Annotated in this window: 17 protein-coding genes and 1 pseudogene; 6 read left to right on the plus strand and 12 right to left on the minus strand. The window is 73.6% G+C overall.

Annotated features, from left to right (window positions below):
* Positions 1-6: 6 nt before the first annotated feature.
* On the plus strand, positions 7-183 hold the full coding sequence (locus ACFYOS_RS06895; protein ID WP_387136468.1) for a hypothetical protein: 177 nt from the start codon (positions 7-9) through the stop codon (positions 181-183).
* Here ACFYOS_RS06895 and ACFYOS_RS06900 read toward each other — a convergent pair.
* Complete coding sequence (locus ACFYOS_RS06900) at positions 146-1,435, minus strand: MFS transporter (RefSeq protein WP_387136469.1); 1,290 nt, start codon at positions 1,433-1,435, stop codon at positions 146-148. The genes ACFYOS_RS06895 and ACFYOS_RS06900 overlap by 38 nt on opposite strands.
* Before the next feature lie 126 nt (positions 1,436-1,561).
* Here ACFYOS_RS06900 and ACFYOS_RS06905 point away from each other — a divergent pair, with 126 nt between their 5' ends.
* Positions 1,562-2,482 (plus strand): LysR family transcriptional regulator, encoded by a 921-nt coding sequence (locus ACFYOS_RS06905; RefSeq protein ID WP_387136470.1) that lies wholly within the window; start codon positions 1,562-1,564, stop codon positions 2,480-2,482.
* 3 nt (positions 2,483-2,485) lie between these two features.
* Here the strand turns inward: ACFYOS_RS06905 and ACFYOS_RS06910 are convergent, their stop codons facing one another.
* Both ACFYOS_RS06910 and ACFYOS_RS06915 read right to left on the minus strand, forming a co-directional pair.
* Entirely contained in the window at positions 2,486-3,817 is a 1,332-nt protein-coding gene (locus ACFYOS_RS06910; protein ID WP_387136471.1) for an MFS transporter, read from the minus strand.
* A gap of 104 nt (positions 3,818-3,921) precedes the next feature.
* Positions 3,922-5,751 (minus strand): glycoside hydrolase family 15 protein, encoded by a 1,830-nt coding sequence (locus ACFYOS_RS06915; protein WP_387136472.1) that lies wholly within the window; start codon positions 5,749-5,751, stop codon positions 3,922-3,924.
* A 56-nt stretch (positions 5,752-5,807) separates the two neighbouring features.
* Between ACFYOS_RS06915 and ACFYOS_RS06920 the strand changes: the two genes are divergently transcribed.
* A complete protein-coding gene (locus ACFYOS_RS06920; protein WP_387136473.1) occupies positions 5,808-6,035 on the plus strand; it encodes a hypothetical protein in 228 nt (75 codons plus the stop codon).
* Positions 6,036-6,224: 189 nt separating this feature from the next.
* Here ACFYOS_RS06920 and ACFYOS_RS06925 read toward each other — a convergent pair whose 3' ends face one another.
* Both ACFYOS_RS06925 and amcA read right to left on the minus strand, forming a co-directional pair.
* A complete protein-coding gene (locus ACFYOS_RS06925) occupies positions 6,225-6,572 on the minus strand; it encodes a hypothetical protein (protein WP_387136474.1) in 348 nt (115 codons plus the stop codon).
* Positions 6,569-6,722, minus strand: a pseudogene (amcA, locus tag ACFYOS_RS06930) (multiple cyclophane-containing RiPP AmcA). Before amcA ends, ACFYOS_RS06925 begins: the two are co-directional and overlap by 4 nt.
* Positions 6,723-7,126: 404 nt before the next feature.
* On the opposite strand from amcA, the gene ACFYOS_RS06935 reads away from it, so the two are divergent.
* Both ACFYOS_RS06935 and ACFYOS_RS06940 read left to right on the plus strand, forming a co-directional pair.
* A complete protein-coding gene (locus ACFYOS_RS06935; protein WP_387136475.1) occupies positions 7,127-8,470 on the plus strand; it encodes a hypothetical protein in 1,344 nt (447 codons plus the stop codon).
* The gene (locus tag ACFYOS_RS06940) at positions 8,467-9,042 is read left to right on the plus strand and encodes a flavoprotein (protein ID WP_387136476.1); all 576 of its coding nucleotides are present in this window, start codon (positions 8,467-8,469) and stop codon (positions 9,040-9,042) included. Before ACFYOS_RS06935 ends, ACFYOS_RS06940 begins: the two co-directional genes overlap by 4 nt.
* Positions 9,043-9,098: 56 nt before the next feature.
* Here ACFYOS_RS06940 and ACFYOS_RS06945 read toward each other — a convergent pair whose 3' ends face one another.
* On the minus strand, positions 9,099-9,689 hold the full coding sequence (locus ACFYOS_RS06945) for a TetR/AcrR family transcriptional regulator (protein ID WP_387136477.1): 591 nt from the start codon (positions 9,687-9,689) through the stop codon (positions 9,099-9,101).
* Positions 9,690-9,758: 69 nt separating this feature from the next.
* Here ACFYOS_RS06945 and ACFYOS_RS06950 point away from each other — a divergent pair, with 69 nt between their 5' ends.
* Entirely contained in the window at positions 9,759-10,157 is a 399-nt protein-coding gene (locus ACFYOS_RS06950) for a nuclear transport factor 2 family protein (RefSeq protein ID WP_387136478.1), read from the plus strand.
* A 96-nt stretch (positions 10,158-10,253) separates the two neighbouring features.
* On the opposite strand, the gene ACFYOS_RS06955 is transcribed toward ACFYOS_RS06950, so the two are convergent.
* From ACFYOS_RS06955 to ACFYOS_RS06980, 6 genes are read right to left on the minus strand one after another with little or no spacing between them, the layout of a single operon-like run.
* Positions 10,254-11,075: an HpcH/HpaI aldolase/citrate lyase family protein gene (locus ACFYOS_RS06955; protein WP_387136479.1), complete on the minus strand. Its 822-nt coding sequence runs from the start codon at positions 11,073-11,075 to the stop codon at positions 10,254-10,256.
* Complete coding sequence (locus ACFYOS_RS06960) at positions 11,075-12,262, minus strand: CaiB/BaiF CoA transferase family protein (protein WP_387136480.1); 1,188 nt, start codon at positions 12,260-12,262, stop codon at positions 11,075-11,077. The genes ACFYOS_RS06955 and ACFYOS_RS06960 overlap by 1 nt, the downstream gene beginning before the upstream one ends.
* Positions 12,259-14,205: an SUMF1/EgtB/PvdO family nonheme iron enzyme gene (locus tag ACFYOS_RS06965; protein WP_387136481.1), complete on the minus strand. Its 1,947-nt coding sequence runs from the start codon at positions 14,203-14,205 to the stop codon at positions 12,259-12,261. Before ACFYOS_RS06965 ends, ACFYOS_RS06960 begins: the two co-directional genes overlap by 4 nt.
* Positions 14,202-15,134, minus strand: coding sequence for a ribokinase (locus ACFYOS_RS06970; protein WP_387136482.1), 933 nt, complete (start codon positions 15,132-15,134; stop codon positions 14,202-14,204). The genes ACFYOS_RS06965 and ACFYOS_RS06970 overlap by 4 nt, the downstream gene beginning before the upstream one ends.
* Positions 15,131-16,525 carry an ADP-ribosylglycohydrolase family protein gene (locus tag ACFYOS_RS06975; RefSeq protein ID WP_387136483.1) on the minus strand — a complete coding sequence of 465 codons (1,395 nt, stop codon included), beginning with the start codon at positions 16,523-16,525 and terminating at the stop codon, positions 15,131-15,133. Before ACFYOS_RS06975 ends, ACFYOS_RS06970 begins: the two co-directional genes overlap by 4 nt.
* Positions 16,522-17,655, minus strand: coding sequence for an ADP-ribosylglycohydrolase family protein (locus ACFYOS_RS06980; protein ID WP_387136484.1), 1,134 nt, complete (start codon positions 17,653-17,655; stop codon positions 16,522-16,524). The genes ACFYOS_RS06975 and ACFYOS_RS06980 overlap by 4 nt, the downstream gene beginning before the upstream one ends.

Consider the following 17,655-nt stretch of genomic DNA (forward strand, 5'->3'; position numbering starts at 1 on the left):
CAGGTCATGGAACGCGACGGACGCCACGAGGTGGCCCGGATCGACGACACGGTGACCACGGAGAGCCTGCACGAGCGCGCGGAGCGGGTCGCCGTGCCGGACTTCGACTACCTCAACCAGACGATCGAGGGCCTCGCCGAGGGGCTCACCCACCCGCGCGGCGGCGGGGCCGACCCGCGGTAGCCGGCACCCGGTCGGGCGCTGTGGCCGCGGCCGGTTCCGGCTCGCGCCGCGGCGCCCGCTCCCGCCGAGGCAGCAGGAGGGGCGTGGTCAGCATGAGGAGACCGGCGACGGCGATCGCGGTGCGGGCGCCGGTGAGGTCGGCCAGCAGGCCCCACAGCCCGGTCAGTACCGCTACGGTGGCGTTGCCGGTGACCGACCACGCGGACAGGGTGCGGGCGATCCGGTCGGTGGCGGTCCGGTCGAGCCGGTAGCTGGCGAACACCGGGTTGAACACGCCCATGCAGGTGATCAGCCCGAACTCGACGGCGATGACCAGCACCAGCCCGGCCGCGCCGGGGCGGACGAAGGCCAGCCAGACCGACCAGCAGGCGCGCAGCGCCCCGGCGGTGAGCAGGACCCGGTGCGTGCCGTATCGCGTGACGAGCCGGCGGGCGAGCCGCGAGCCGAGCAGGCCGCCGACGCAGGGCACGCCGAAGGCCAGGCCGTACTGCCAGGGGGTGAACCCGAGGCGGCCGAGCATGAGGACGGCCAGCAGCGGCGAGGTCGCCAGGATCAGGCCGTTGACCAGCACCGTGTTGAGGAACAGCGGGCGCAGCGTCGGGTGGGTCAGGATGTGCCGCCAGCCGTCGAGCAGGTCGGCGGCGCGCGACCGCGACACGTCGGCCCGCCCGGGTCGCGGCTCCCGCCCGCCGATCGCGCGGATGCCGGCCGCCGAGAGCAGGTAGCTGACCGCGTCGGCCGCCACGGTCGTCACCGGGCCGAACAGCCCGATCGCGAAGCCGCCGAGCGGCGGTCCGAGCGCGGTGGCCGTCCAGGTGGTGGACTCGAACCGGGCGTTCGCCAGGAGCAGATCCCCCGGTGGCACGAGCGCCTTCAGGTAGGCGCCGCTGGCCGCCCGGAAGGCGATACCGGCCGCGGCGACGACGACCGACACCACCAGCAGATGGGCGAAGGAGAGCCGGCCGAGCGCGTACGCGGCCGGGACGCTCGCCACGGCGGCGAACCGGGTCAGGTCCATCGCCACCATGACCGGCCGCTTGCGGCGGAACTCCACCCACGGGCCGAGCGGCACCGCGGCCGCCGCCCCCACCGCCAGTCCCGCCGCGGACAGCACCGACACCTCGGTCGGCCCGGCGTGCAGCACGACGACCGCGATCAGGGTGAAGGCGTCGAAGGCGAGCCAGGTGCCGACCGTGCTGACCCCGTACGCAGCCCAGAACCACCCGAACCGCCGCCCCAGCGACCGCCCCATCTCCACCCACCCTTCGGACAACCCGACGTTGACCACGGGCATCCAAGCGAGCGGCGGGACTGCGGATCAAACAACCGCTCCCCCGGCGAGCCACAACGACGGGTTGTGCGGCTAGGGTCGGTGGCCGTGGACCTCGACGCCGTACGCACCGTGGTGGCCGTCGCGGACGCCGGGCAGTTCCAGGAGGCCGCCGCCGACCTGTCGGTCACCCAGCAGGCCGTCTCCAAGCGGGTCGCCGCCCTGGAGAAGGAACTCGGGGTGCGGCTGTTCACCCGCACCGCGCGGGGCGCCCGGCTCACCATCGACGGGCAGGCGTTCCTGCCGCACGCCCGCAACCTCCTGCTGGCCGAGGAGCGGGCCGCCGCCTCGGTACGGCCCGGCCGCCGCGCGCTCCGCGTCGACGTGATCGGCCGGCGGATCGCCCCGGCCGGCCTGCTCCGCGACTTCCATCGCGCGCACCCCGGGATCGACCTGGACGTGGTGGCCCTGCTCGACATCGGCGAGGCCGTCTCCGCCATCCGGTCGGGCACCATCGACGCGTCCTTCCGCGCCGTCACCGCGCCGCTCCCGGACGGCGTGACGGCCACCCGGGTCCTCGACGAACCGCTCCAGCTCCTCACCGGACCGGCGCACCCGCTCGCCGGGGCCCGCGCTGTCACGCCAGCCGCGCTCACCAAACACCGGATCTGGATGCCCGGCATCGTCACCGGCACCGAGTGGGCCGCCTACTACGCCGAACTCGCCGCCGCGTTCGGGCTCACCATCGACGCGACCGGGCCGAACTTCGGCACCGAGGCCCTGTTCGACGTGATCGCCGACTCCGCGGTGGTGGCGACCCTGGTCGGCGCGCAGAGCCGGTTGCTCTGGCCCGCAGACCACGACCTGCGGCGCATCCCGCTTGTCGACCCGACACCCGTCTACCCGCACTCGCTCGTCCGGCGCCGGGACAACCCGCACCCCGGGCTCACCGCGCTGGTCGAGCACGTCGAGCGGCCGCGCCACCACCCCGCCGGGACCTGGGTTCCCGGCTGGGCGGCGACGAGCTGACGATCAGGCTCGGGTACGCCTCCCCCGCTCCCCTGATCGACAAGCAACGGCACTGGTAAGGCGCAGGTCGAAGGCCTGTGGATGCCGGATGAATGCCCACGCGGCGAGCGCCAGCGCTACCAGGCACAACGTTCCCGGGACGAGGAAGCCGAGCCGATGTCCCAGGGTGGCCACGGACAGAGTTGCCACGACGCTTCCGTTCACGGTGGCCACGTTCTCGTGACTGAGGTACATGGAGGTTGCCGCGCCGGCGCGACCGGCCATCAACCGTTGCGCCAAGTCGATACCGACCATGACGGTGGCGGCTCCGAACACCGCGTAGACGACCTGCAGCAGCATCAGCTGCCCAGGTGTGGTGACCACGACGAGGCCGGCGTAGTAGGCCACGCTCGCGGCGCCGCCGACCAGGAAGACCGTGCCGCGTCCCCATCTCATGGCCGCGAACGCCATCGCCGGCATGAGTACCAGTTCGCACAGCGGCGGCAGCGCCAGCGCGAATCCGGTCAGCTGCAGTGGCGCGTGCAGCGAGACGCGCATCAAGATCGGCAACTGCGACAGCTGCATGACGCGTCCACTGGAGAACAGCACCATGACGACCACGAGGACCAGCAGCAGCTGCGGGCCACCGGCCGCTCTCGTCCGAACGCCCGCCTGGTCGCCGGTGTGCTCGTCCCCGGCGGGGCGCGGTGGTGCGGTCGCGACGTCGTCGCCTCCTCGAAGCAGGCGCCACGACAGCGCCGCACAACCGAAGCAGACGACGGCCACCGCCCCGAAGAGCGAACGTGCCCCGAGATAGGCCAGCCCGAGACCGCCGATGCCGAATCCGGCGAACGAACCGACGGACAGGACGATCCGCATCAGGGCAATCACAGCGGTGGATGCGGCGGTGTCGTTCCGGCGATCAACGAGGTCCCGGGCATACGCCATCAGCTGTGCGTTGGGAACGCCAACCGCGCAGAAGAAGACGATCCCGACCGCCAGCATGGCCGGGTACGACCGGACGCTCGCCAGGATCGCGTAGCCAACCCCCAGCCAGACGAGGCTCGCCGCGATGATCGGGGGCCGGACGTTCCTCCGGTCCGAGAAGCGGCCCGTCGCCAGCAACACCACCATGCTGGCCAGCGCGACGACGGCGAAGTTGACCGTCACCATCGTGTCGGAGGCACGTAACTCGTCCCGGGCAAACAGCGACAGCGCGCCGAGTGCCGCGAACGACGCCATCGACGTGGCCAGCATCAGCGCCGCCAGCGGCCGGTACGGCCTTGCCGCCCGCCATCCAGGGCCGCCGGGACCGCGGGTGTCTGGCCGAGCGTCCGTCTTCTCCAGCTCCCACACCTCCGTCCACGGCCGGCGGCCGGCCCGGTGAAGCTCCCGCCGCAACGCCCGCGTCGCGCCGGCCTCCCGCCGGACGCCGCATCCCACGATCCCCAGGACAGACCCTAGGCGGTCGGGTGCCGCTCGACCGGGGTGTGCTGCTCGGCCCGCGACGCCGAGGTGCGGGTGCTGGCCCCGCCGAGCTGGCGCGCCGAGTTGACCAGCCCGACCAGGCTGAACGCCTGCGGGGTGTTGCCGAGCTGCCGGCCGGCCACCGGGTCGTACTCCTCGCTGAGCAGGCCGACGTCGTTACGCAGGTCGAGCAGCCGGGTGAAGATCTCCTCCGCCTCCTTGGTCCGGCCGGTGTTGTGCAGTGCGTCGACCAGCCAGAAGGTGCAGGCCAGGAAGATGCCCTCGCCGCGGGGCAGGCCGTCGACGTGGTCGTCGTGCTCGGGCCGGTAGCGGAGCAGGAACTCGCCGGCGCGCAGCTCCCGGCGGATCGCGTCGATCGTGCCCACCACCCGCGGATCGGTCCAGGGCAGGAAGCCCACACGGGGGATCAGCAGCAGCGCGGCGTCCAGCCCTCGGGAACCGTAGAACTGGGTGAAGGTGTTGCGGTCGGGGTCGAAACCGCGGGTGCAGACCTCGGCGTGCACGGCGTCGCGCTGGGCCCGCCACCGGTCCACCGGGCCGTCCAGGCCATGCCGCTCGACGGCGGTGACCGCCCGGTCGAAACCGGCCCAGGCCATCACCTTCGAGTGGACGAAGTGCCGGCGAGGTCCGCGGACCTCCCAGAGGCCGTTGTCGGTCTGGTGCCAATTGCCCTCGAGGAAGTCCAGCAGGACGCGTTGCACATCCCACGCCTCCTCGGTGGCGGCGATGCCGGCCTCCCGGCTGAGCTGGAGGCCGTCGAGCACCTCGCCCCACACGTCCAGCTGCAACTGCTCGGCGGCGGCGTTGCCGATCCGCACCGGGCGGGAGCCGGCGTACCCACCCAGCCAGTCGAGGGTCTGCTCGGGGATGCGGCGCGCGCCGTCCAGGGCGTACATGATCTGCAGGTCGGCGGGGTCGCCGGCGACGGCGCGCAGCAACCACTCCCGCCACGCCTTGGCCTCGGCGACGTACCCGGTGCCGAGCAGCGCCTGGAGGGTAAAGGTGGCGTCGCGCATCCAGCAGTAGCGGTAGTCCCAGTTGCGCGGGCCGCCGAGCTGCTCGGGCAGCGAGGTGGTGGCCGCCGCGAGGATGCCGCCGGTGGGGGCGTAGGTGAGCGCCTTGAGGGTGATCAGCGCCCGGCGCACCGCGTCCGGCCAGCGCCCGTCGTACGCGCAGCGGCCGATCCAGGTGCGCCAGTACCGTTCGGTGTCGGCGAGCGCGGCGTGCGCGTCGATCGGGGTGGGGCGGGACAGGTGGGAGGGCTGCCAGGTCAACACGAACGGCACCCGCTCCCCCGCCGCGACGGTGAACTCGGCGATCGTGGACCGGTCCGCGCCGCGTAGCGGGGCGTCGGCGCGTAGCCACGCCGCATCCGGACCGGCGACCGCGCCGAGGTCGCGGCCGCGCCGGCGGACCCAGGGCAGGATGTGCCCGTAGTCGAAGCGCAGTCGCAGGTCCATCCGCATCGGCACCCGCCCGGAGAGCCCCTCCACGACGCGGACCACGTCGGTCGACTTGTCGCGCGGCGGCATGCAGTCCACCACCCGCACTGCCCCGTCCGGGGTGCCCCACTCGGTCTCCAGGATCAGGGTGTCGTCCCGGTAGCGGCGGCGGGTGGCCGGGCCGCCGGCCGCCGGGGCGAGCCGCCAGTGCCCGGCCTCCTCGTCGTCGAGCAGGGCGGCGAAGCAGGCCGGCGAGTCGAAGCGGGGCAGGCAGAGCCAGTCGATCGAGCCGTCCCGGGCCACCAGCGCGGCGGTGTGCAGATCACTGAGGACGGCGTAGTCCTCGATCGGACGCGGCACGGGTGCCTCCTCTCAGTCGAGAGTGAGAACGACCTTGATGTCGTCGGGTCGCGCGGTTGTCGCGCAGGTACAGCGCCGTGGGCGTGGTCGACGACGCTGGGGATCGGCAGCAGCTTGGTGACGCTGCCCGCCGGGAGCACCAGCCGGTAGTAGCGGAGCCGGTCGCACTTGCCGGTGGCGTCCTGGCAGCCGACCCGCCGGCCGACCACGTCCATCTCGTCGACCTCACCCAGGACCAGCCATACGCCGGGCAGCGCTGCGGGACAGCCGCCGCGTGGCCGTGAAGCCCGGCGAAACCCGCGCCGACGATGACGACGTGCGGTCGTGCCATCAGGGGTCTCCTCCCATTTTCGGCGCCGTGAAGGTCGCTACCCAGGCGGCGGAGGGGGAAACCGGAGTCACCTGACCCCGGAGCTCTCACCCGACGGTCAGCTTTCGCCAACGGCTGACTCCGCCAGGACGGGCACGGACGGTCATGACGAGGCCTCCTCAACGTCGGAAGACCTGGTCGTGGTGGCCCGGTAGGAATGGATGTGTCGGGCGGGCCAGCCGAGGAACCGGTCGAACATGTCGGCGCCACTGCCGGTCATGCTGGCGTTGAGCCGGAGCAGGTCGTCGATCGCGTCGTGCAGGCAGCCCGTCAGATAGAGGAACAGGCTCACCGGCGCGTCCTGGTACTCGGCCACCAGTGCGAGCTTCGCCGTCCCACACGGCCACGGCTGCCCGCACCGGCGGCACAACCACAGCGGACGCAACGGCAGATGCTCCACCGCCGCCGACGCGATCCGGTGCGCCGTGAGACGGCGCTGCTGCCCCGTCATCGGCGATCACCCTCACGGGCCTGCTGCTCGAAGAGCCGACGCCATACGAAGGTGAGCAACGGCGGATCAACGGGCCGCACCTGCGAAGACGCACGGCTGGGCTCGGGCCGCCGGGACTGGTCGGCCCTCGCGCGAGACGTACACCGTCATGCCGGCACCCCCGTTCCCGACGGTGAGCGGTGGGCTCGCCCGGGGAAGGACAAGCCCACCGCAGCACCACGGCGGCTGGAAGCAGCTCGCCGATCACTCACCCACGCAGCCCCATGGCAGTACGCAGGGCGAGGCCTCACCCGCACGCGTGAGGGGGCGTCACACGATGGCGCTGGGGCACACTCCTGCCTTCCGGCGGTCCCGTTGTTCATCTCGAGCTCCCTGGCGTGAGACTGCGATTGCGTGCCGGCCACCTACTCGTTGGCGCACCAGCACGATCAGGTTCCCTCGGTGAGCGCGGCGACGGGGATGTCCCGGCAGTGCACTCACGGTGCATCTGCAGGCACGCCGAGTGCCGTTACGATCGTCCGGCCGACAACTTGTCCCCACCGGAAGGACGTGCGATGGCTGCGGTGACGACCTGGACCGGCCGGGAAGCAAACGCGCTGCGCCAGGCGTTGCGGATGAGCGTTACCGGCTTCGCCGACCATCTGGGTGCGGCCCGGCGGACTGTGGCCAGGTGGAGCAGCCAGCGCGACAAGGTCCATCTGCGTGCCGACATGCAGGCTGCCCTGGACACGGTGCTAGCCCGTGCCACCCTGGACGTCCGCGAGCGGTTCGAAGCAATGGTGAGAGCAGGCACCAGCGGTGCACTTGTCGATCCCCCGACGCTGCCCGTCACCGACACCCGCATCCATACTGGCGACGGCAGCATTCACGACATCGACTCGGACGGCGACGTGCGGCGCAGAGACCTCCTGACAGGCGTGACGATCAGCGGCACCGCCCTGCCGAGCGTCGCAGCCCTGCTCGACGCACTGGTCGCACCACCTCGAAACACCGAGCCAGTTGCCCGGCCTCTCTGGCAATTCGCTCGAGACGTCGCCGCCGCGAAGATCGACTACCAGGCCTGCCGTTACGAGCACGTTCTCGCCGGACTCGTGACCCTATTGCCCGCCCTGGAACCAACTCGTGCGGACACCGAAGGCGAGCAGCGAGCGCAGCTCGACTCCCTGGCCAGCGACCTCTACCACGTCGTTGGCAGCGTGCTGCTCAAAGTCGGTGACAAGGGCATGGCCTTGGTCGCCGCCGAACGCAGCACCCGCGCCGCCTCGGTCAGTCAGGACCCGGTGTCGATGGCCGCGAGTGCCCGGATCATGACCCACGCCCTCATGAGCAACGGCCACAGCACCCAGGCACGGCAACTCGCCGGCGACGCAGCCGAGACCCTCCGACGCGACACCCGACTCGCCTCGACCGACGCGGTCGCCGTCTACGGCGCACTGCTGCTGCGCGGTGCGATCGCCGCCGCCCGCGACGACAACCGTGACAACGCACAAGCCATGCTCGACGAGGCCTCCCATGCCGCCGGACGACTCGGCTACGACGGCAACGACCGGTGGACCGGCTTCGGTACCACCAACGTACTGCTGCACCGCGTCAACATCGCACTGACCCTGGGCGACGCCGGTACCGCCATCGCGCTCGCCCGGCACGTACCGCTGGACAAGATCCGCCTCGCCGAACGAAAGGCATCCCTGTTCGTCGACGTGGCCCGGGCCTACACCCAGTGGGGACGCTACGAGCACGGCCTGAACGCGCTTCGCAGCGCGTATGAGGTGGCACCAGAGGAGGTCCGGTGCCGGCCAGCGGTTCAGCGCATCGCCAGCGACCTGGCGGTCCTCACCCGCGGACACGTCCGTACCGCCGTCCTCGACTTCGCTCAGCGTGCCGGGATCCGCGCATGACCGACGGCCATCTGCACATCGTCGTCTGCGCTGCCGGGCCCGCCGCAGACGTGACCCAACTGATCACCACCGCGACGCAGCAGTTGTGGACAACGGCGGTCACCGCGACTCCCAGCGCCCTCGACTTCATCGACATCCAGGCGACAGAGCGGCTGACCGGCCACCCGGTCCGGTCCACCTACCGGTCGTTCCCCGGCACCCGCCGCTCCCTCCCCGCCGCAGACGCGCTCATCATCGCCCCCGCCACCTACAACTCCATCAACAAGATCGCCCTCGGCATCGCCGACAACTACGCCATGACTACGGTCGCCGAGCTGATCGGCCGGCAGGTGCCGACCGTGGTCGTCCCGTTCGTCAACGCCGCACTGGCTAGCCGCGCACCCTTCCAGCGTGCCGTGGCGAACCTCCGCGACGAGCGCGTACGGGTCTTCCTCGGAACCGACGACGGATGGGAGCCACACCCACCCGGCAGCGGCGACAGTCGCCAGAAAGCGTTCCCGTGGGCGGCGGCGTTCGAAGAGGCTACCCGACTGGCCGGCGATGTGCCGGCCGGCAGGACCGATCGCGGCTGACGGCGGATCGGTGGTCGGGCCTCCTGTGGGCTGACCTCAGCGACTGAGGCCGCTGGTCAGGCGGCTGGCGGCTTCGCCCCGTACACCCGCAGGACGCCGGCTTGCACGGCGGCGGCCGCCTCCTCGGCGGACATCCGGCCGGCGACGACCTCCGCCCAGCCGGCGTGGCCGAGCGCGATGGTCGCGGCGACCAGCCAGTTGGGCGCGGCGTCCCGGTCGAACTCGCCGGACTGCTGTCCGCGGCGGATGAGCCGGGTGATCCGGTCGAAGACGGGCCGGTGCAGCTCGACGTCCGCCGAGCCGGCGGATTCCGGGAGTGACGGGTACCTGTTGATGGTCTGCCAGCTGACCTCCAGCAGGCGCACCAGCGCGGCGGGCGCTGGCCCCTCGTCGAGTTTCGCCTCGTCCACGGCGGCCAGGACCTCGTCGGTCATCCGTTGGTAGACGGCGACGATGAGCGCGTCCCGGGACGGGAAGTGCGCGTAGACGGTCTGGCGGGACAGGCCGGCGGCGGCGGCGATGTCGTCCATGGTGGCCTGTGGGCGTTCCCCGAGCACCTGGACGGTGGCGTCGAGGATCGCCGAGATGCTCCGTCGGGCCTCCGCGCGGACGCGTCGTCGCCGATCGGGAGAATTTTGCTCTGACACGGTTGTCAAGGCTACCCGAGACGTTTAGCCTTGACACGAATGTCAGAGTTAACAGATCGAGGGAGCGTCATGCGAACGGAAGCACCCCCGTCCCCCGGCGAGGACCTGGCGGGCTATCTACGGTCGTACGTGCAGGAGATGGCCTTCGGCGGCGAGGAGCCGGGGGTGGTGATGGACCGCTACCACACCCCCGACATCGCCTGGTACAACAACGGTCTCCACCTCGACCGCGAGCGCCTGATGGCGCACGCCCGGCCGGTCCGCCGCAGGGTGACCCGCTGCGACCTCGACATCCACGACGCGCTGGTCTGCGGCGACCAGGTGGCGGCCCGGTACACACTGACCGCGGTGGCGCGCGATCGGGCCACCGTCACCGAGATCCACATGTTCGGCCGGTTGGCGCCGGACGGCCGGCTCTGCCGGATCGACCAGCTCACCCGTACCTCCGCGACCGAGGAGGACCGGTGATCCGCCCGACCCTCGTCGCGGCCCGGGTCAAAGGCCGGTCGTGAGACGCCGGAAGAGCGGTCCGCCGGGTGGTCGGGGTGGCCTGGTGAGCCGCGGTCAGGCCGCGTAGCGGGCGGCGAGGTCGACCACCCGGCGGGCCGCCGCGACCATGGCCCGGTCGGCGAACCGGCCGTCCGGCAGCACGACCGTGCCGGAGTCCCGGGTCTGCGCCTCGGCGACCGCCGCGAGCAGTTCCCGCGCCCGGGCCACCTCATGGTCGGCCGGCCGGAACGCCTCGGCGATCACCGGCAGCTGGCGCGGGTGGATGGCGGCCCGGCCGAGGAAGCCGAGCCGTCGGCCGGTCGCGCAGGACGTCGCCAGGCCGTCGAGGTCGGCGACGTTGGCGTACACCGACATGGCCGGCGGCGGCAGGCCGGCCGCGCGGGCCGCGACCACGATCCGGCCGCGCGCCCAGAGCAGGCCGTCGTCGTCGGCGACGCGCAGGTCGGAGCGGAGGTCGGCCTCGCCGAGGCCGAGCGAGGCCACCGCGGGGTGCGCGGCTGCGATCGGGTACGCGGATTCCAGCCCCACGGCCGACTCGATCAGCGGGTGCAGCGGGGTGTCGACCCGGGCGGCGACGGCGGCGACGGCCGCCGCGGACTCCACCTTGGGCAGTCGCAGCCCGGCGAGCCCGGGCGTCCCGGCGACGGCGGCCAGGTCGGCGTCGACGTCCGAGCCGGTCAGCTCATTGACCCGCACCTGGACGGGCACCGGCTGCGGGTCGGCGAGGAATTCGGCGACGGCGTCGCGGGCGTACGCCTTGCGGCCGGCGACGACGGCGTCCTCCAGGTCGAGGATGACCGCGTCGGCGCCGGAGGCGACCGCCTTGGCGAACCGGTCGGGCCGGTCGCCGGGGACGTAGAGCCAGGTGAGCAGCATCAGATCACGCCCCGTTCGCGCAGCGCGGCCAGCTCGGCGTCGGTGCGGCCGAGCCCGCGGAACACCTCGTCGGTGTCCTGGCCGTGGCGGCGGCCGGCGTGCCGGATCTCGCCCGGGTTGGCGGACATGCGGAACGGCACGTTCTGCATGCGGAGCTCGCCCAGGTCCTCGTCGGGGACGGTGACCACGGTGCCGAGTGCCGCGTACTGCGGGTCGGTGAGGATGTCGCGGACGTCGTAGACGGGGGCGACGGCGGCCTGGGCGGCCTCGAAGGCGGCCACCACCTCGTCCCGGTCGCGCTTCGCCACCCAGGCGCCGACCGCGGCGTCGAGTTCGTCGGCATGGGCGGCGCGCCCGCTGCCGGTGGCGAACCAGGGCTCCTCGACCAGCTCGGGCCGGCCGACCAGGCGCACCACCCGCTCGGCGATGCTCTGCGCGCTGGTGGACACGGCCACCCACCGCCCGTCCGCGCAGCGGTAGGTGTTGCGGGGCGCGTTGTTGTTGGACCGGTTGCCCAGCCGGGGCTGCACGTAGCCGAGCTGGTCGTACCAGGTGATCTGCGGGCCGAGCATCGCCATGATCGGTTCGATGATGGCCAGGTCGACCACCTGGCCGTGACCGGTCAGGTCGCGGCCGCGCAGGGCCAGCATGACCGCGTACGCGGCGGCGAGCGCGGTGACCGAGTCGGCCAGGCCGAACGGGGGCAGGGTGGGCGGCCCGTCGGGTTCGCCGGTGGCCGCGGCGAACCCGCTCATCGCCTCGGCGAGGGTGCCGAACCCGGGCCGGGGCGCGTACGGGCCGATCTGGCCGAAGCCGCTGATCCGGGCGATCACCAGCCGCGGGTTGACCGCGTGCAGCTCGTCCGGGCCGAGGCCCCAGCGTTCCAGGGTGCCGGGGCGGAAGTTCTCCACCAGCACGTCGGTGTCGGCGAGCAGCCGGCGCAGCAGCTCCGCGCCCTGCGGGTCGGAGAGGTTGCAGGTGACGGTCCGCTTGTTGCGGCCGAGCACCTTCCACCACAGGCCCACGCCGTCCTTGGCCGGGCCGTGTCCCCGGGACGGGTCGGGCTTGGCCGGGTGCTCCACCTTGATCACGTCGGCGCCGAAGTCGCCGAGGAACGCGGCGGCGAGCGGCCCGGCGAAGAGGGTGGCCAGGTCGATGACCTTGATCCCGTGCAGCGGGCCGGTCATCGCGCCTCCTCGGGCAGGTCGGCGGCGCAGCGGAAGCCGATCGAGGTGGAGCGGGTGAGACCGGCGCCGGTGAGCAGCAGCTTCACCGACACCTCGGGGGGCTGCGGGCCGCCGTCGAGGTACCAGTCGGAGCCCTCCGCCCGGTACGCGCAGCCGCCCTTGAGGATGACGAACCGGGTCCGCCCGTCGGAGTGTTCGCTCTCGGTCAGGTTCCACACCAGGGGTTCGCGCCGGACGAGCAGTCCCGCCTCGGCGGCCACCTGCCACTCGTCCTCGGTGGGCAGCCGCATCCCGGCCCAGTCGGCGTAGGCGCGGGCGTCGGCGAGGTCGACGCCGGTGACCGGGGCGTCGGCGGGGCCCTGCCCGGCGGTGAACCGTTCCGGCCGGACCGGGCGGTAGCCGGTGGCGGCGAGGAAGCGCGCGTACTGGCCGTGGGTGACCTCGTGGGTGTCGATGGCGAAGCGGCCGAGCCGCACGGTCCGGTGCAGGGTGCCGGTGTGGTGCAGCCGGGGCGGCAGCGGCTTCCACTCGTCGACGTACGGGGCCTCGCCGTACAGGCCGGTCTCCCGGACCCGGTGCCGGACGGTCAGGTCATGGCGGCCGGCCTCGACGGTGGCCATGCCGTCGGGCAGGGCGGCGAGCCGCGCCCACGGGGTGCGGGTCCGCACGGCGGCGCGGGCCGGAAAGGACGGATCCCCGGTCGGCGGCTCGTGCCGCGGCACCGGCGTGTCGGTGGCGACCACGGCGGCGATCGCCCCGGCCTGCAGCGGTCCGCCGACGGCGACCCGGCCGTCCTCGAGTTCGGTGACGGTCAGTTCGGCGCCGGTGACCAGGTCGACGAAACGTTCCGGGCGGGGGTCAGTGACCAGCCAGGGTCCGTCGTGGTGGTCGCCCCGGTTGACCACCGTCCACAGCGGCTGGTCGTCGTGGGTCCAGCGGGAGGCGTGCACCTGGCCGGCGCCGGGGTGGCCGGCCAGCGGCACCCAGTCCTCGGCGCGCAACCACGCGGCGTGGCTGGCCTGCACCCGGCGCATGGCGCGCAGCACCGCCTTGTCCCGGTCGTTCCAGCCGACCCAGACGCCGAAGACGCTCTCCCAGACCAGCACGCCGCAGCCGTTGAGCCAGGCGGAGTGCAGCTCGTCAAGGTGGCTGCGGTGCCAGCGGCGGGTGTGGTGCAGGAGGTGCCGGCGCTCGAACCACTTGGCCCGTAGCACGCCGGGGGTGTCCGAGTCGGCGAACCACTGGGCCCAGGACATGGCGTGGTCGGCGATGCGGGCCAGCGGCACCCGGCTCTCGCCTTCGAGGACCAGGCCGGGGCGGACGGCGTCGAGGGCCTTGCGCAGCTCCCCGGCTCCCTCCTTGAGGGTGTCCAGGAAGACGCCGTCGACGCCGAGGGTGGCGGCCAGCGCGGCGACCTCCTCGGCGTCGGTGCCGGGCTCCCGCCGGGTGCCGGTGTCCCACGGGTTGTAGTCGACGAACACCCGCACCCCGTGGGCCTGGAACGCGCGCACCACGTCAGGCAGCTCGGGCACGTCGCGGTACCAGTCGAACTGGTTGCGCTCGTCCAGCCCGATCACCGGGTACGCGTGCCAGAGCACCACCCCGTCGAAGCCGCCGAAGTCGCGCCGCGCGGCGTCGAGGAACGCCGCCACGGTGAACACGCCCCGGTCGTGGTCGTACAGGGTCTCGTCCCAGAGCCAGGCGAGGCAGACGGTGAAGCAGTCCCCGGTGATCTCGTCGTAGTGCCCGCCGGTGTAGCCGAGGCGGGCCCGGGCGTCGGCCCGCCACCGGGTCAGCTGCTCCCGCCAGGCGGGCCAGTCGGCGGGGTCGTCGGGGGCGGCGAAGATCTTCGCCTCGTCGAGGGTGGTCAGGTCGGCGTGCGCGCCGAGTGGCACCTCGGTGGGCCGGTCGATCGGCCTCGGCACGTACGGGTTGAAGCTCACTCGGCCCCTCCGTAGGTGGCGGCGGACAGCGCCTCGATGGCGGCCCGCTCGGGCAGGGCGGTGGACGCGCCGGGTCGCTCGGCGCAGGCGGCGCCGGCGGCGCACGCCCAGCGCAGCACGGCGGTGGCGGTGTCGGCGGTGAGGCCGCCGCGTTCGGCGAGCGCGACCGCGAGGGCGCCGGTGAAGGCGTCGCCGGCGGCGGTGGTGTCCACCGCGTCGACCTTCGGCGGCAGTACCTCGATCCGGGTGCCGTCCCGGTCGGCGTACGCGGCGCCGCGCGCGCCGAGGGTGAGCACCACCCGGGGCACCAGGGTCACCAGGGTGTCGAGCAGCGGGGTGGGGTCGTCGGTGAACACCCCGGCGACGACCGCGGCCTCGTGTTCGTTGACCACCAGCACGTCCAGCAGGTCGAGCAGTTCGGTCGGCAGCGGACGGGCCGGGGCGGCGTTGAGCACCACCGTGGTGCCCGCGGCGCGGGCCCACTCGGCGGCCCGGCTGACCGCCGGTAGCGGCACCTCCAGTTGCAGCAGCAGCACGTCGGCGGCGGCCACCGCGGTCCGGTCGGCGTCGTCCAGGGTCAGGGTGGCGTTGGCGCCGGGGGCGACCACGATGCAGTTCTCCGCCGCCTGGTCGACGGCGATCAGCGCGACGCCGGACGGCCTGTCGGCGGTGCGCAGGCCCCGCACGTCGATGCCGGCGGCGACCAGGTTGTCCCGCAGCAGCACGCCGAACTCGTCGGCGCCGACCGCGCCGAGGAAGTCGCAGTCGCCGCCGGCCCGGCCGGCGGCGACCGCCTGGTTGGCGCCCTTACCGCCGGGCACCATGCGGAAGTCGTCGCCGAGCACCGTCTCGCCCGGCCGGGGCAGCTGCGGCGCGGTGACCACCAGGTCCAGGTTGGCGCTGCCGACCACCACCACCCGGGCGCTCACTGCGTCACCTTGGCCGACGTGCCGGCGTGGGCCAGGGCGAGGGTACGGTCGGCCAGCTTGTCGAAGCCGATGCCGTCGAACCCGGCGATGCTGCTGGCCAGCCGGTTGCGCAGCGGAGCGACCCAGCGGGCGGGCAGCCGGGAGGCGCCGGTGAGCGCCCCGGTGACCGCGCCGACGGTGGCCCCGTTGGAGTCGGTGTCCCAGCCGCCGGAGACCACGGCGCAGATGGACCGTTCCAGGTCGCCGCGCCCGTACGCGAGGGCCGCCGCGACGAGTGCGGCGTTGTTGCGGACGTGCACCCAGTGCAGGTGTCCGTGCCGCGCGTAGAGGGTGTCCACGATGCTCTCCCAGTCGTCGCTGCCGGCGCCGAGGGCGCGCGCCTCCCGGATCGCGGCGGTGAACCGGCTGCCCGGGGGCAGCACCGACTCGCCCGCGTCGAGCACCTCGTCGACGCTGCCGGCGACCGGCGCCGCCGCGGCCAGGGCGGCCACCCAGATCGCCCCGTACACCCCGGCGCGGACGTGGCTGACGGCGGCGTCGCGCCAGGCCGCCTCGGCGGCCCGGTCGGGGCGGCCGGGGCTGGTCCAGCCGTACACGTCGGTGCGGATCTGCGCGCCGATCCACTCCCGGAACGGGTTGTGCCGGTGGGCGGTCGCCGGCGGGGTGAGGCCGAGCAGCAGGTTGCGGTAGGCGACCCGCTCGGCGGTGAAGACCCGCCCGGCGGGCAGCCAGTCCAGCCAGGCCTGGGCGACGTCGGCGCTCGTGAAACCGGGCCCGTGGGTCTCCAGGATGCGCAGCGCCAGCAGCGCGAAGTTGAGGTCGTCGTCCTCGGGCATGCCGGCGATGTTCTCGGCCAGGCTGGTCGGGGCGCTGCGGCGGTTCCACGGCCAGCGGGCGGCCACCTCGGCCGGCAGCCCCTGCGCGGTGAACCAGTCGCGCAGCGGCCACCGGCCGGTGGCGGTGAGGATCTCCCGGATCCCGTGGCGGGGGATCTTCTCCACCGGCTTGCCGAGCAGGCAGCCGGCCGCCCGGCCGAGCCAGGCGCCGTGCAGCCGGTCCCGCTCGGCCCGGGTCGGCAGGTGCCAGGTGCCCGGCCAGGTCTTGCGGACCGCGTCGAGGTCGTCGGGCTCGTCGGCGGTGTCGGGGCCGGGCAGCGCGTCGGCGGCGTCGAGCAGCTCGACGGCGAGGGCACGCAGCGCCGGCGACGCCGGCACCGGCGAGGCCCCGGTGACCGGGGCGGTGACGTCGCCGCCGGCCGCCGCCCAGCGGTCGGCGAGGGCGGTGACGTCGCGGCCCTCGTCGCGGCTGGCCGCCAGCTCGTGCGGCAGCAGGTCCTCCGGCTGCACCCAGGTCAGCCGCAGCCCGTGGGCCGGGGTGCCCGCAGCGCTCATGCCAGCCCGCCGAACCGCTCGGCGCGGCGCGCGAACCGCTCCCGGTCGCGGTCGAAGACCTCGGTGGCGACCTGGGCGAGCGCCCGCGCCGGCTCGATCAGGTCGGTGCGGGACGCGGTGGCGACCGCCTCCGACCATTCGGCCGGCACGGCCGCCGTGCCGGCGAGCGCCCCGGCGATCGCGCCGGCCATCGTGGCGGTGGAGTCGGCGTCCCGGCCGTAGTTGACCGCGCCGAGCACCGCCGCCCGGTAGTCGCCGCCGGCCACCACCAGCATGCCCAGGGCCACCGGCAGCTCTTCGATGGCATGCAGCCGGCTCGGGCGGCGGGCGCCCAGGCCGGGGCTGCGGTACTCCTCCCCCACCGTGTCGTACGGGGCGACCGCGGCCCGCAGCGCGGGGATGGCGGACTTCCAGTCGTCGTGGCCGTGGGCCTCCTTGACCACGGCGTCGATGGCGGCGCGGGTGCCGTCGCGGGCCAGGTCGAGCGCCGCGGCGACGACGTCGTCGACGCTCGCGCCGGGGGCCGCGGCGGCGGCGACCGCGGCGGCGAACACCGCCGCGGCCTCCCGCCCGTAGCTGTGCTGGTGCGCCCCGGCGATCTCCACCGCCTCGGCGTACGCCCCGGCCGGGTCGCCGGCGTTGACGATGCCGACCGGGGCCATGTACATGGCGGCGCCGCAGTTGACGATGTTGCCCACCCCGGCCTCGCGGGGATCGGCGTGCGCGTGGTGCAGGCGGGTGACCAGCCACCGTTCGGCCGCGGCCAACCGGTGGAAGGTCACCCCCTCCCGCTCCAGGTCCGGGATGTAGACCACCCGCTCGATCAGGTCGGGGACGAGCAGTTCCACCACGTCGTACGCGTCGAGGTGGTCCCGCTTGGCCGCGTACGCCCGGACCAGCGCGTGGGTCATCAACGTGTCGTCGGTGATGTGCCCGTCGCCCTTGTGGTACGGCGCGAGTGGCCGCGCGGTGGCCCAGTCGGCGTGGTACGGGGGGACGATCCCCTCGACCCAGCCGCCGAAGCGGGCACGGATCTGCTCGGGAAGCGCTGTCTCGGTGGCCCCACCGAGGGCGTCGCCCACCGCGGCACCGACCAGGCAACCGACCGACGTGTCGAGCAAGAGTGACAT

It is taken from the genome of Micromonospora sp. NPDC005806, assembly GCF_042871425.1.
In the GTDB taxonomy this organism is placed as follows: Bacteria; Actinomycetota; Actinomycetes; order Mycobacteriales; family Micromonosporaceae; genus Micromonospora.